Source organism: Streptomyces sp. NBC_01450, from assembly GCF_036227505.1.
Taxonomy (GTDB): Bacteria; Actinomycetota; Actinomycetes; order Streptomycetales; family Streptomycetaceae; genus Streptomyces.
On the sequence record NZ_CP109480.1, the window covers coordinates 2555766 to 2569769 of the forward strand.

10 protein-coding genes and 3 pseudogenes are annotated in these 14004 nt (G+C 71.7%); 5 read left to right on the forward strand and 8 right to left on the reverse strand.

Annotated features, from left to right (window positions below):
* Positions 1–150 precede the first annotated feature (150 nt).
* Complete coding sequence (locus OG568_RS11700; protein WP_329531434.1) at positions 151–1278, forward strand: PAS domain-containing protein; 1128 nt, start codon at positions 151–153, stop codon at positions 1276–1278.
* 3 nt (positions 1279–1281) lie between these two features.
* Here OG568_RS11700 and OG568_RS11705 read toward each other — a convergent pair whose 3' ends face one another.
* The 5 genes and pseudogenes from OG568_RS11705 to OG568_RS11725 all read right to left on the reverse strand — a co-directional run bounded on the left by OG568_RS11705 (position 1282) and on the right by OG568_RS11725 (position 6815).
* The gene (locus tag OG568_RS11705; protein ID WP_329531435.1) at positions 1282–2076 is read right to left on the reverse strand and encodes an RNA polymerase sigma factor SigF; all 795 of its coding nucleotides are present in this window, start codon (positions 2074–2076) and stop codon (positions 1282–1284) included.
* Between the two features lie 201 nt (positions 2077–2277).
* Entirely contained in the window at positions 2278–4278 is a 2001-nt protein-coding gene (locus OG568_RS11710; protein WP_329531436.1) for a hypothetical protein, read from the reverse strand.
* 182 nt (positions 4279–4460) lie between these two features.
* Positions 4461–4620 (reverse strand): annotated as a pseudogene (locus tag OG568_RS11715) (DUF2795 domain-containing protein); the annotation flags it as partial.
* Positions 4621–4728: 108 nt separating this feature from the next.
* Entirely contained in the window at positions 4729–4965 is a 237-nt protein-coding gene (locus OG568_RS11720) for a DUF6158 family protein (protein ID WP_266431837.1), read from the reverse strand.
* A gap of 230 nt (positions 4966–5195) precedes the next feature.
* On the reverse strand, positions 5196–6815 hold the full coding sequence (locus OG568_RS11725) for an ABC-F family ATP-binding cassette domain-containing protein (protein ID WP_266587882.1): 1620 nt from the start codon (positions 6813–6815) through the stop codon (positions 5196–5198).
* A 266-nt stretch (positions 6816–7081) separates the two neighbouring features.
* Between OG568_RS11725 and OG568_RS11730 the strand changes: the two are divergent.
* From OG568_RS11730 to OG568_RS11740, 3 genes and pseudogenes are all read left to right on the forward strand, one after another.
* A pseudogene (locus OG568_RS11730) lies at positions 7082–7681 on the forward strand (phosphatase PAP2 family protein); the annotation flags it as partial.
* 175 nt (positions 7682–7856) lie between these two features.
* Positions 7857–8678, forward strand: coding sequence for a class I SAM-dependent methyltransferase (locus OG568_RS11735; protein ID WP_329531437.1), 822 nt, complete (start codon positions 7857–7859; stop codon positions 8676–8678).
* 42 nt (positions 8679–8720) lie between these two features.
* A complete protein-coding gene (locus tag OG568_RS11740; protein ID WP_329531438.1) occupies positions 8721–8891 on the forward strand; it encodes a hydrophobic protein in 171 nt (56 codons plus the stop codon).
* Positions 8892–9060: 169 nt separating this feature from the next.
* Here OG568_RS11740 and OG568_RS11745 read toward each other — a convergent pair whose 3' ends face one another.
* Together OG568_RS11745 and OG568_RS11750 are read right to left on the reverse strand one after the other, a co-directional pair.
* Positions 9061–10929 carry a transketolase gene (locus OG568_RS11745; RefSeq protein WP_329531439.1) on the reverse strand — a complete coding sequence of 623 codons (1869 nt, stop codon included), beginning with the start codon at positions 10927–10929 and terminating at the stop codon, positions 9061–9063.
* A 135-nt stretch (positions 10930–11064) separates the two neighbouring features.
* Positions 11065–11366 (reverse strand): annotated as a pseudogene (locus tag OG568_RS11750) (NAD(P)/FAD-dependent oxidoreductase); the annotation flags it as partial.
* A gap of 122 nt (positions 11367–11488) precedes the next feature.
* Here OG568_RS11750 and OG568_RS11755 point away from each other — a divergent pair.
* Complete coding sequence (locus OG568_RS11755) at positions 11489–11845, forward strand: VOC family protein (RefSeq protein ID WP_329531440.1); 357 nt, start codon at positions 11489–11491, stop codon at positions 11843–11845.
* A 51-nt stretch (positions 11846–11896) separates the two neighbouring features.
* Here OG568_RS11755 and OG568_RS11760 read toward each other — a convergent pair whose 3' ends face one another.
* On the reverse strand, positions 11897–13903 hold the full coding sequence (locus tag OG568_RS11760; RefSeq protein ID WP_329531441.1) for a DUF5107 domain-containing protein: 2007 nt from the start codon (positions 13901–13903) through the stop codon (positions 11897–11899).
* Between the last annotated feature and the right edge of the window lie 101 nt (positions 13904–14004).

Consider the following 14004-nt stretch of genomic DNA (forward strand, 5'->3'; position numbering starts at 1 on the left):
CGCTTTGGCCGCGTTGCCCAAGTCGCCCCGCATCCGGCATGTTTCACCCCTCCTCCCTCCGCGCCTTCCCGCCCACTCGCGCGGAAAACGGGCGCGGTGGGTTACGCCGCCGCCACACCCGGAACCAGCCCTTCGGGTTACGTTCATCGCATGGCGCAGACGGACGAATTCGGTGAAGAACTCGCGGATTTCGTACGCCGCGTGGCGGAGCTCAAGGCAGCTCGTTCGGTACCGGCCGACAGCCTGCCGACGGTGCTCGACGCGGCGATCTTCGAACTCGACCATGTGGCAGGCCAGTTGTGGCCCTGGTACGAGCGCCTGTCCTCGACGGGCCCGTCCGGCGTCGCCTCGGTCGACCGCCAGGAGCAACAGCTTCTCAAGGCGCTCTTCCAACGGGTGCCGGTGCCTGTCGCGCTGGTGGACCGCGAAACGGTGGTGCGCAGGCTGAACTTCGCGGCGACCTCGTTCACCGGCGTCCGGGCCGGCTACGCGACGGGCCGGCCGCTCACCGGATTCCTCGCGCACGCCGACCGTGCCGCGTTCCGCTCCCAGGCCGCGGCGGTGGCGCGAGGCGAGGGCGACCGCAGTCTCACCGTGCACCTCCAGCAGCAGCCCGCGGTGCCGGTGCGGGCGACGCTCGCCGCGCTGCGGCCCAGCGGCGAACCCCGCGCCGCCGTCCTCGTCGTACTGCAGCCCGCGGGCAGCCGGGTGCCGTCCGACGAGCGCGTGCCGGGCCCGGTACCGAACCTGACCGAGACGACCCGGCACGCGGCCTTGATGGACCTGGTGAACGCGATGACCACGGCGCTGCTCAGCGGCCCGGCCGGTGATCCGTCCGAGGTGCTGGAGCGGGCGGCCGGGGTGCTGCACGGACGGTTCGCCGACTGGGTGGTGGCCGACGCGGCGGGGGCGGCGCGGCTGTCCCGTACGACGGTGCTCGCCCCCTCCGGCAGTGCGGAGGCGGCACGGGAGGTGGCCACGCAGGACCCTGCCGCGTGCCCGCTCGTCGTCGAGGCGGTCCGTGGCGGATCCACGGCGCCGCGGGTACGCCCCGAGGATCCGGACGCCTTCGGCCGTGACACCTCGGGCGCCCCGATCCTCGTACGCGCGAACGTGACATCGCTGCTGTGTGTGCCCCTGACCGCCGCGCCCGGACCCGTACAGGGCGTGCTGACCCTGTTCCGCAGCGGCGCCCGCCGGGCGTTCTCGCTGGCGGAGGCGCAGGCGATGGACATGATGTCCCGCCATGTGGCCCTGGCGATGAACGCGCCCCGGTAGGGGCTACGCCGCGTCGCGCATCACCTGGTCGCGCAGCCGGTGGCAGCACCGGCTGATCAGTCGCGACACGTGCATCTGCGAGATCCCGAGCTCGTCGGCGATCCGGCTCTGCGTCATATCGCCGAAGAACCGCATGTAGAGGATGGTGCGTTCACGCTCGGGCAGGGCCCGCAGCCGGGGCTTGACGGCCTCGCGGTCGATGACGACGTCGAGCCCGGGGTCGCACGAGCCGAGGACGTCGCCGAGCGAGTAGCCGTCGTCGCCGCCGGAGACCTCGGCGTCCAGGGAGAGCGCGGTGAAGCTCTCCAGGGCCTCCAGACCGGCCCGGACGTCCTCCTCGCTCATCCGGGCGTGCTCGGCGATCTCGGCGACGGTGGGCCTGCGGCCCGAGATGGTCCCCGAGAGTTCCTGGGCGGCGAACCGCACACGGTTGCGCAGGTCCTGGACGCGGCGCGGCACGTGCAGGGTCCACATGTGGTCGCGGAAGTGCCGTTTGATCTCGCCGGTGACGGTCGGCACGGCGTAGCTCTCGAAGGCGTTGCCGAGCTCGGGGTCGTACCGGTCGACGGCCTTGACGAGGCCGAGCGCCGCGACCTGGCGCAGGTCCTCCAGGCTCTCGCCGCGGTTGCGGAACCGGCCCGCGAGCCGGTCGGCCATCGGCAGCCAGGACTCGACGATCTGCTCGCGGAGCGTGTCGCGCTGCCGGCCCGGGGGAAGCGTGGCGAGCCTGCGGAATGCCTCCGTGGTGTCGGGGGCGTCGTCGTGCGGGTGGTGCTTCGCGCTCACTTGGTTTCGCATGGTGCGTCGCAACTCCCTTGAGGGTGCCTTGGGTCGGGCGGTCACCGTGGGAGCGCACGGGTGCGTCGAACGCACACCCGTGGCGAGGACTTCCCCGCTCCCACGGACGTGCCTCCTGTCCGAAGCACTGCAATTCCGCCTGCCCCGGCCCGTGCGAGGCAAACACCGAGGCAAACACCCGCGCCTGTCGGCGCGTTGGGCTCAAGGAAGGGCGATCAGGTACTCGATCGCGGCGCGGAGCTCCTCGTCCTGGAGGAAGGCCTCGTAGTTCCGTTCCCGTGCCAGGCGGCCGTCGAAGTCCCGCACCGTCCGCAGTGCGGCGCGCGCCGCCGGAGTGAGTGTGCCGATCCGGACCAGGGCCCGCAGTGCCTCTCCGAAGAGCTCATAGCCCTCGCCGCCGTCGGCGATCGGCAGGACGAACTCCTCCAGGACGGAGATGCTCGGCTCGGGCTCGCCCGTGCCCGACCAGAGGGCGAGCGCGGCCTCGATCCGGCGAAAGCCGCCGGTGTTCTCCATGATGTGCCGCACCCGGTCGGCGTACGGCGCGGCCGAGGTACCGAAGTCGGCCAGCAGGTGGACGGGCCCGTAATAGGGTCCCTCCTCGGCCAGCACCGCGTCGCCGATGAGCCGCAGCGCCGCCGTACGGTCCCCGCCCATGTGCGAGGCGGCCCACGCCGCCTTCCACTGGTACCCCGGCCAGTTGAGCGGCTTCCAGGCGCGCAGGGCGGGCTCGGCGGACGCGGCGCCCGGGCCCATCGCCGCCAGCGCCTCGACGGTCGGGAGCGAGCCTCCCGCGTCGTCCAGCAACGCCACGACCTCCGGCAGCGCGGGGAGTGCGTCCGGCCCCCACGCCTTGAGGACTTTCAGGAAGGCGTCGGTCAGTGGGCCGTGGCCGCCGTAGTGCGTCGCGTGGTGCCGCATCACCTCCCGCAGTGCGGGCAGCAGGACGTCGGTGTGCGCCCGCAGCGGAACCAGCACGGCGTCGACGTCCGGAAGTCGCGGGTCGCTGACGCAGTAGCCGCGTCCGTAGTACTCCCGATAGGGCTCGTAGAGCCGCTCGACGAGCCCCGGCAGCGCACGCGGGTCACCGATCCGGGTGAGCGCCCAGCGCGCGTAGTCGCCGACGGTCCCTTCCAGGTAAGAGTCCTCTCCCGCGTCGTCGATCAGCGTGGCGAGCCGGTCGGCGTACCGGGCCGACTGCCGACCGAGCACCGCCAGGAGGTGCGCCGCCCGCAGGCGCACGGGGTCGGCCGGGTCGTCCAGTAGTCCACCCGCCACCGGCAGCAGCGCGGGCGCCGCGGACGGCCTGCGCACCAGCAGCCGCCACGCCTCGTCCAGCACGGCCTCGGACAGCTTGGCGTCCCCCGTGCGGGCCGCCGCATCGGCCAGCCGGACCACGAAGGAGGCGGCCGTCCGGGCGTCGTGGTCGAACAGGTCGGCGGCCCAGGCGACGACCACTTCACGGGGGAAGGGTTCCTCGACCTCCGACACGTACCAGATCTCCTCGAACCTGGGCCGTACGGCGTCGGAGAGTGCCTCCACCAGCAGGTCGATCCGCCGGACCGGCTCCTCCGGGTCAAGCTCCGCCCAGGCGATCACTGCCGCGACCTTCATGACGGGCTCGCCGTCACGCAGGACGCCGTCGCACACCGTCCGCACCTCCTCGACCGCCCCGGCATCTTCCTCTCCGGCCGCCTCGCCCAGCTTGAGCAGCACCGGCAGCCGCATCGCCGGGTCCGTCTCGGCCCGCCAACGCGCCAGGAGCGGTACGACACCGTCCGCGAGGGGAACGGCCTCCCGCCGCACGTCAGGGTCCGGGTCCGCGAGCAGCGCCAGGACCGCGTCACGGTGACGTCTCCACTCCGCGTGCCATCCCTCGTCCACCAGGTCCGGCCGGGCCCTCCTGGCCGCCTGCTTCAGGGACACCAGCAGTCCTACGAGGTCGACGCGCGCGCCCGTGCCCGGATCGGCGGCGAGCGCGACCACGAAGGGCAGTGCGGCGGTCGCCGCGGAGGGCACCCGGCCGTTGCCGGCGGCCAGGCACGAGTACAGCGGGTAGCAGTGCTCCTCCGTCGCGGCCCCGCCCGCGAGCGCCAGTCGCCGCAGCGCGCGAGGCACCTCCTCGACCGGATGCTGGGGCAGTGCCGACTCGAGCCGGTCCCACGGCACCGCGTCCAGCGCCTCGATCGACATCCCCGTCACTTCCACCCCCATGACCCCGGAGAACCGGTTCTCCGGCCGTCATCATGCCGCCCGGCGGTGGATCTCGTCGTGCCGATTTGGTGCGCCGGATGGTGCCGCGTCCCGCGAGGGCGGACACTCCGTCAGGCGACCTGCCCGGCGAACGCCTCCAGGAACGCCTCGTCGAAGGCATTGAGGTCGCCCAGGGGGTCGGGCGCGCGGTTCGGCGCCACGGGGCCGCGCGCGATCTCCGGGTCGTGCCACTCCTCGGTGCGGGTGGGGTGACCCGACCTGAGCAGGCCCCGCAGTTCGTGTTTCATCTCTTCGTCCCGGTGGACGCAGCCGGTCGCTGCCTCGCTGCATGACTCCCTCCAGGGGACCGGTGACGACCGGTGACGGCGGGGGTGGTCCGCAACGGGTGTGCGGACCGGGCGAGTTCGCCCCGGCCCGTCGTTCATCTCCGCCACTCGTTCAGCACTCCGCCGCGAGGCCGCGCTCCCGGGCTCCGTCTCGGGTACGGCCCGCGGCGATGGGGCGGCGCGGATGGCGGCGCAGGTACTCGCCCTCCAGTTGCGCCATGCGCATGTTGTGCGTCCGCAGAGCCTCGTTCGAACCGTGCAGCAGTGTGTCGTGGCGGGTGCGGTGGATCGTCTGCAGCTCTTTCATCAGCTGCTGGTCGTCCAGCCGGTCCGGGTCGACTCCGGTCATGGTGGTACCCCGCTCGTCGTGTCCTGCGGCGCGGTCCGGGTATCCGCCGGGCAGGCGCTGCCGTGCGCGGCGCCCGAGCGGCGTCCAGGAGGGAGCCATGGATCTCGCCGTCCTCCCTCCACTCTACGAACTTCCGGGCCCCCGGTCCTCCGGGAAGCACCGGACATCCGGGACCGGGACCCGGACCGGGACCGAGTCCTGGCGGATCCGAGTCCTACCGGACCGGAGTCCTACCGGGCCCGCTCCACGCGCCGCTCGTCCCACACCGGCTCCGCCGTCTCCCGGATCCTGCCGTCCGAGCCGAAGACCAGATAGCGGTCGAAGGAGCGTGCGAACCAGCGGTCGTGGGTGACCGCGAGGACCGTCCCCTCGTACGCCTCCAGTCCCTCCTGGAGGGCCTCGGCCGACTCCAGGTCGAGGTTGTCGGTGGGCTCGTCCAGCAGCAGGGCCGTGGACCCCTCCAGCTCCAGCAGCAGGATCTGGAAGCGTGCCTGCTGGCCGCCGGAGAGCTTCTCGAAGCGCTGCTCGGCCTGGGCGGTCAGCTCGTAACGGCGCAGCCGGGACATGGCGGCGCCCCGGTCCTGCGAGTGCTCGCTCCACAGGATGTCGAGAAGCGTGCGGCCCTGGAGCTCCGGGTGGGCGTGCGTCTGGGCGAAGTGTCCGGCCACGACGCGCGCGCCGAGCTTCCACTCTCCCGTGTGCGCGACGGTGTCACCGGCGAGCAGGCGCAGGAAGTGCGACTTGCCGGAGCCGTTGGAGCCGAGCACGGCGACCCGCTCGCCGTAGAAGACCTCCAGGTCGAACGGGTTCATGAGCCCGGTGAGCTCAAGTCCCTTGCAGGTGATGGCCCGTACGCCGGTACGCCCGCCGTGCAGACGCATCTTGATGTCCTGCTCGCGCGGCGGCTCCGGCGGCGGGCCGGCCTCCTCGAACTTCCGCAGCCGGGTCTGCGCCGCCGCGTACCGGGACGCCAACTCATGGCTGATGGAGGCTGCCTGCCGCAGATTCAGCACGAGCTTCTTCAGCTGGGCATGCTTCTCGTCCCAGCGCCTGCGCAGTTCCTCGAACCGGGCGAACCGCTCCTGTCGCGCCTCGTGGTACGTCGCGAAGCCGCCTCCGTGCACCCATGCGTCGGCGCCGGTGGGGCTGGGCTCGACACTGACGATCTTCTCGGCTGCGCGGGACAGCAGCTCCCGGTCGTGGGAGACGAAGAGAACGGTCTTGCGGGTCTCCTTGAGCCGCTCCTCCAGCCAGCGCTTGCCCGGGACGTCGAGGTAGTTGTCCGGCTCGTCGAGGAGCAGGACCTCGTCGGTGCCGCGCAGCAGGGCCTCCAGCACCAGCCGCTTCTGCTCTCCTCCGGAGAGGGTGCGCACCAGCCGCCACTGCGCCTTCTCGTACGGGACGCCGAGCGCGGCCATCGTGCACATGTCCCAGAGCGTCTCGGACTCGTACCCGCGTACCTCGGCCCAGTCGGAGAGTGCCTGCGCGTAGCGGAGCTGGGCGGCCTCGTCGTCCACGGTCATCATGGCGTGCTCGGCCGCGTCGACGGCCTTGGCGGCCTCCTGTATGCGGGGCGGCGCCACGGAGACGAGCAGCTCCCGCACGGTCGTCTCGTCTCTCACGGACCCCACGAACTGACGCATCACGCCCAGGCCGCCGGTCACGGTGACGGTGCCCCCGTGCGGCTTCAGCTCCCCCGAGATCAGCCGCAGCAGCGTGGTCTTGCCCGCTCCGTTGGGGCCCACCAGGGCGACGACGGACCCTTCCCCCACCCGAAACGACACATCGCCGAGCAGCGCCCTCCCGTCGGGAAGGTAGTACTCAAGATGTGCGGCTTCGAGATGTCCCATGGGGAGGCATTCTCCGGCCACCCAGCCCCACGAGCAAACGCATATCCCCAGCAAGCCCCCAGCCTCGTCCTCACACGCCGGACGGGCTGAGTGACGCGGGCCGCGGTGGAGGCCTTCAGGGGCGCGGGGAACTGCGCGACCAGCCCCCACCCACCCGCAGCCGACAAACCCACCCTGGGGCCTGGGGCGGAGCCCCCAGGTTCGGGACGGGACGGGCAGGGGCGGCGGGGGCGAGGAAACGGCGGCTCGGCGGGTACGGGGAGCTCATGACCGTCACCCCTGACACTCTCACCCCGGACTTCGACCTCACCGCCCGCCTCCCGAACCACCACGCCCTGCGAAACCGCCTCCTCGCGGCCGACTCCCGCCTCTTCGAAGCCGTCGCAGCCCGCCACTGGCCGGGCTGCGACCCCCTCCTGCCCAGACTGAGCCGCAGCGCGAACCACGGCCTCCTGTGGTTCGCCACAGCCGCGGCCGTGGCCGCGAGCCGTACCCCCCACGCCCGCCGGGCCGCCGCGAGCGGCCTCGCCTCGCTCACCCTCGCCTCCGCCACGATCAACACGGTGGGCAAGCGCTCGGTGCGCCGCCCCCGCCCACCCCTCACCCCGGTCCCCCTGACCCGCCGGCTCAAGCGGCAGCCGATCACCACCTCGTTCCCCTCGGGCCACTCCGCGTCGGCCGCCGCCTTCGCCACGGGCGTGGCACTGGAGTCGCGTGGCTGGGGCGCCGCGGTCGTACCGCTCGCCTCCGCCGTGGCCCTGTCCCGCGTCTACACCGGCGCCCACTTCCCGAGCGACGTCCTCGCCGGCGCGGCCCTGGGCACGGCCGCCGCCTACGCCGTACGAGGCCTGCTCACACGCCACCGACCGTGACTCGTCCAGACACCTCGCCCCCCAACAGCACCCACCACCCAAACCCACACCCGCCCCTCACCTCTCCACACCCAACGGCCGTCCATATGGCAAGACATGGGTCTCACCATTCGACACAGGGGCGTACGGTGATGCACAACCGACGAGACGACGCGAAGGGGAAACGGTCATGTCGAAGTCGCAGGAGACCGCCGTCTACACACACGGCCACCACGAGTCCGTACTGCGCTCGCACACCTGGCGCACGGCCGCCAACTCGGCCGCCTACCTCCTCGACTCGCTGAAGCCCCACATGAAGATCCTGGACATCGGCTGCGGACCGGGCACCATCACCGCCGACCTGGCGGAGCTGGTCCCCGGCGGCCATGTCACCGCCGTCGACCACGCCCCGGGAATCCTGGACCAGGCCCGCGCGGTGGCCGTCGAACGCGGCCTGGACAACGTCGAGTTCGGAGTCGCGGACGTGCACGCCCTGGACTTCCCCGACGACACCTTCTGCGTGGTCCACGCCCATCAGGTGCTGCAGCACGTGGGCGACCCGGTGCAGGCGCTGCGCGAGATGTACCGGGTCACCAAGCCGGGCGGTTTCATCGCCGCCCGCGACGCGGACTACTCGGCGATGCCCTGGTATCCCGAGGTACCGGGCCTGCGCGACTGGCAGGACCTGTACCTGCGCGTCGCTCGCGCCAACGGGGGCGAACCGGAGGCGGGCCGCCGTCTCAGGTCGTGGGCACTGGCGGCCGGTATCAAGGACATCACGGCGACGTCCGGCACCTGGACCTTCGCCACCGAGGACGAGCGGGAGTGGTGGGGCGGGCTGTGGGCCGACCGCACGCTGGCCTCGGCGTACGCGGACCGCGCGACGGAGGGCGGACACGCGACCACCGCACAGCTGCGGGCCGTGTCGGAGGCGTGGCGGGAGTGGGCGCGGCAGGAGGACGGCTGGTTCTCCGTCCTGCACGGAGAGATTCTCTGCCGAAAGGAAGCGTGATCCGCCCGCTTCGGGAAACACGGACAGCAGGAGGTACACATTATGGTTCCGATTCTTCTGGTACTACTGCTGGCCCTGGTTCTCTTCGGCGCCGGATTCGCAGTGAAGCTGCTCTGGTGGGTGGCGCTGGTGGTAGTTGTCCTGTGGCTGCTGGGATTCCTGGTGCGCGGTACGAGCGCCTCGGGGAGCAGGGGCCGATGGTACCGCTGGTGATGCCATTCCCGTAGAGCAATTCACGGAGGCGGCCCGAGGCCTGGTTTCAGGCCTCGGGCCGCAGGCATTCCACAGGGACCACAAGTATTGCGCGGCACGCCGAATTCGAAATCAACATCATTCGAATTCGGCATCATTCGAATTCGGCGTCGGATTCAGCGGGTGCGGCTCAGCGCACGACCGCCGTCTCCACCAGTACCCGCGCCGCCGCCGCGATCGACTCCGCGTCGATGCCCGCGGCGTGCAGTTGCTCGGCGGGGGTCGCCGAACCCGGCATCGTGCGGACGGCGAGGCGGACCAGCCGCGGCACCGGGCGGCCGTCGAGGAACGCGTCGAGGATCGCGTCGCCGATGCCGCCCTCCTCACGGTGGTCCTCGACGGTCACGAGGCATCCGGTCTGTTCGGCGGCCTCACGCAGGGTGCGGAGGTCGACGGGCTTGACCGAGTAGAGGTCGATGACCCGGACCTGGATGCCCTCGCGGTCGAGCGACTCGGCGGCGGCCAGCGCCTCGTGGACGGTGACGCCCGCGGCGACGAGCGTCAGCCGGTCCTCGTCACCGGCGCGCAGTACCTTGCTGCCGCCGACGGGGAACTCCTCGGTGGGGCTGTAGATCACCGGAGTGTCCCCGCGTGAGGTGCGCAGATAGCGGATGCCCTCGCAGTCCGCCATCGTGGCGACGAGTTTCGCCGTCTGGTTGGCGTCGCACGGGTAGAGCACGGTCGTGCCGTACAGCGCCCGGAACATCGCCAGATCCTCCAGGGCCATCTGCGAGGGGCCGTCCTGGCCGATCGAGACGCCCGCGTGCGAGCCGACGAGGTTGATGCCGGAGCCGCTGATCGCGGCCATCCGGATGAAGTCGTGGGCACGGGTGAGGAACGCCGCGAACGTGGAGGCGTACGGCACCCAGTCGCGCGCGGCCATGCCGACGACGGTCGCGACGAGTTGCTGCTCGGCGATGTAGCACTCGAAGAAGCGGTCGGGGTGTTCCTTGGCGAAGAACTCGGCACGGGTGGAGTCGCTCACCTCGCCGTCCAGGACGACGACGTCACCGCGGGCGGTGCCGAGCGCGGCGAGCGCCTGTCCGTAGGCGTCGCGGGTGGCGGCCTTGTCCCCGGTGTCGTAGCGGGGCAGTTCGAGGTGGCCGGAGCGGACGGCGTGCAAAACCCTTGCCGGAGGCGGCTGTTGGACCTCCACGTGCAGGTTGCGCACTCCGCCGAGTTCGGCGATCGCCTCCTCGGCGTCCGGCAGCGGCTTGCCGTGCAGGCCCTCGCGGTCCTGAACGGACTCGACGCCCTTGCCTTTGAGGGTGCGCGCGATGATCGCGGTCGGCTGTCCCGCGGTGGACTCCGCCTCGGCGTACGCGCGGTCGATCGCCTCGACGTCGTGTCCGTCGATCTCCACGGTGTGCCAGCCGAAGGCCTGGAACCGGCGCGCGTACGCGTCCAGGTCGTGGCCGTGCCGGGTCGGGCCGCGCTGGCCCAGCCGGTTGACGTCGATGATCGCGACGAGGTTGTCGAGGTGCTCGTATCCGGCGTACTCGGCGCCCTCCCAGACCGACCCCTCGGCGAGTTCGCTGTCGCCGCACAGCACCCACACCCGATAGCCGGTGTGGTCGAGCCGCTTGCCGGCCAGGGCGATACCGACCCCCATGGGCAGCCCCTGGCCGAGCGAGCCGGTGGCGGTCTCGACCCACGGCAGCCGCCGGGGTGTCGGATGCCCTTCGAGTCGGCTGCCGAGCTTGCGGAAGGTGAGCAGTTCGGCCTCGCTGATGGCCCCGGCCGCCCGGTACGCGGCGTACAGGAGAGGTGAGGCATGCCCCTTGGAGAGGACGAAACGGTCATTGCCGTGATGCTGGGGGCGCTCGAAGTCGTAGCGCATGTGCTTGGCCAGGAGCACCGCCATCAGGTCGGCGGCGGACATCGAGGACGTCGGGTGCCCGGATCCCGCGGCGGCGGCAGCACGCACGCTGTCGACCCGCAACTGCTGGGCCAGTTCTGTGAGGTGACGGGTTTTCATGGGGTTCACGGTGGTGTTCATGTCTCTCCTTCCGGACGGCTCGCGAAGACGCCGGGGGAATCAGCCACCCGTGCCGGTTCCGGCGGCCCCGGCGAGGGGGCCGGACAGCGGGATACCCAGGGGGTTGGCGGCGTCCCCGCACGCGAACACCTCGGGCCGACGAACCAGCGCGTCGGTGGACAGCTGCCCCTGGCCGCGACCTCGGTCCCGGTGTACCCGGCGCCGACCCGGAGGTACAGCGCCTCGGGCAGTCCACGGAAGCCGTGCGCGTACTCGGCGACACCGGGCACGAGCAGCAGCTTGTTCACGCCGCCGACGGCCAGCACGAAACGATCGTACGTCAGCGTGCCGGAGAGCGAGACGGTGACACGGCGTGGTTCCAGGACGCCGACGGCGACCTGGGGAAGCAGGGGCAGATACAGAAAGTAGTCGATCGGGTCGATGTGGGTGATGTCGGCCACCGACGATCACAACCCGGGGGCCTCGGTGTTTCGCCCTCGTCCCCGGGCGTGACTCGACTGTCCGGAGGAGACGTCCGAAACGATCTCGTCCGCCGTCGCGCCCAACTAAGCTCGTCCGCATGGAGATTCTGGGAGCCACGTTGCGGATCTGCGTCGACGACCTGGAGGCTTCGGTCCCCTTCTACGAAAGACTTGCGGGTGGGCAGGCCCTGCGGTTCGAGCGCGGCGGTGTGTCGGTGGCGGCGGTGGGCTGTTTCCTGCTCATGAGTGGACCCGAGGCCGATCTGGAGGTCCTGCGGAAGGTCTCCGCGACCATCGCCGTCAAGGACGTCGAGGACGCGCACCGGGTGCTCACTGAGCTGGGGGCGCGGATTCTGGCGGGGCCGGTCGGGACGCCGGTGGGGCGCAATCTGATCGCCATGCATCCGGACGGGGTCGTGTACGAGTACGTCGACCGCGGAGCCACGTCACACTGACCAGCCCCGCCCTGAATCGCTTGACTGCGGGCCGGTGGGGGCGAGGAAAGGCTAGTCGGGGATTTCGCGCATGCGGAAGTCGTAGTGGGGCGGGAGTGGCTCGTCCGTCAGACGGGCCCACAGGGCGGTGATGGTCTCCGCCCCCTCCCGCAGGTCGGCCACTTCGAACGCCTCGTCGAAGACGGCCCGCGCCCCGTCCCGATCCCCCTCCCCGAGAAGCAACTCCACCTCGAGCAGACGGAACCGCCCACGCGCACGCGTGCCGGGTCGCAACCGATCCCAGACCCGCCGCGCCTCCCCGGTACGCCGCACCGCGAGCAGCGCCCCCACCGCCTCCCGCCCGAGCGCCGCCGTCGCCGCGGTCCAGGCCGGACCGTCGTCACGCCGCTCCTGACACAGGTCGTCGAAGGCATCGGCGTACCGGTCGGCGGCCCGTTCCCGGTTGCCGGCCTCCTGGTCGGCGACGGCCAGGCACCGCAGCAGCGGCCACAGCGACGGGGCGAGTTCGAGCGCCCGCTCCCAGCTGCGCACGGCCTGCGCCAGGTCCCCGGCGTGCCACTGCGCGACGCCGAGGTGGTACTCGGTGAGCGGTTTCGCGGGCGCGGTCTCCAGCATGTCCCGCCAGTGCGGGGCGACCAGGCTCTCGCCGGGTGGCCCGACCCGCCGCGGCTCCGGGAAGGCGCCGGTCCGCAGGAGCTCCGCCCAGGGCGCCTGCGCCTCCCCGAGCGTGGACTCCTCGAACGGCGTCCCGGGCAGCTTGTAGGTGGTGCGCAGCACTTCGAGCGCACCCCAGCCGGACCCGACGGCCAGCACCTCACCGGGCTCGGTGTCGGCGTGCGGCAACCACGCCTCGTACGCCGCGTCGACGTCCTCCCGAGGCAGCACGCCCGACAGCCCGCGTTCCACCTCGGCCCGCGCGACCGCCCAGTCCGCCCCGTGCACCGCCCCCGCATCCGTCGCCAGCGGCCCGTACGCCTCCAGCCAGGACACCTCACTCTCCGCCTCCAGCCGGACATGCTCCAGCTGGGTGCGGGCGAGCCCGGCCTGGATCTCGCAGTAGCCGCCGGTGCCGGGCTCGGTGAGCCATTCCTGCCAGCGCCGTCCGCCCGGACCTGAGCCCCAGACGAACAGCTTGCGCCCGCGCAGCACGTCGGTGGACGTCTGCACGAGCCCGTCGCCCGCGTCGTCGAGCGCGGCGATCCAGCGGCGCTGCCCGTCGGGCACCTCGTAGAAGTAGTCGGCGGGGAAGACGCCGCGCGGCGGATATGTGCGGTCCACTCCCTCGTGCTCGGGTACCGGCACCTTCCGCAGCCGCCGCTCGTACCCGAAGTGCCAGGCCTCGTCCGCGGGGGCCAGCACCCTGCGTTCCTCGGGGACGGCGGTGTTGGACCACCAGTACAGGGGCGCGGGCCTCTCGTGCGGATTGCGGACACGGACGCCGACGTGGAGGAAGTCGGAGCCGTCCGGGAGCCACAGGTCGACCTGGAAGGGCAGGTCGCGCAGCCGTTCCCACTCCCACAGGCGGAGCATCTCTCCCCCACTGCCTGAACGGCGTGGGCGGTGCCCCCAGCCGTCGGGGGCGGGGACGCGGGCGGCGTGCACAGGGGCACAGGACAGGGTGGTGTGGCCGGTCGCGCCGATGTTCCACTCGATGCCGCCGGAGAACCAGGCTCCGTTGAGGGCGAAGCAGGCGGGCTGCACCACCGGGTTGCGGTAGAGGAGTTCGCGCTGTGAGGGCTTGTGGAACAGCGAGACCACCCTGCCGCCGTAGCCCGGCAGGACCACCGCCCGCAGCCGGTCGTTCTCGATCACGATCGTGTCGATCCCGCGCTGCTCGCGCCGTCTGTCGTACCCGTCCCGGATGCGCTCGGGCAGGACGCTGCGCAGTGGTTCGTAGCGGAGCTGGCGGGCCATGTCGCGCGGCAGGTGGGCGTCTTCGCGATCGTCGACACGGTGTGTCTCGTCGAGCGGCCGCAGGGGTGGCAGCGGGTTGTCCTGGCCCAACTCCGCTACCGGCAGGGTCAGTACGTCACGTCGGATCGTCGTCACGATGACCATGGAACAGCGACATCGACCACCTGACCAGGGTGTCCGCTCGTCAGGATCCGGTCAGGATTCCGCAAAGGCGACGACGGCATCGGTGGACGATGACACTGGCG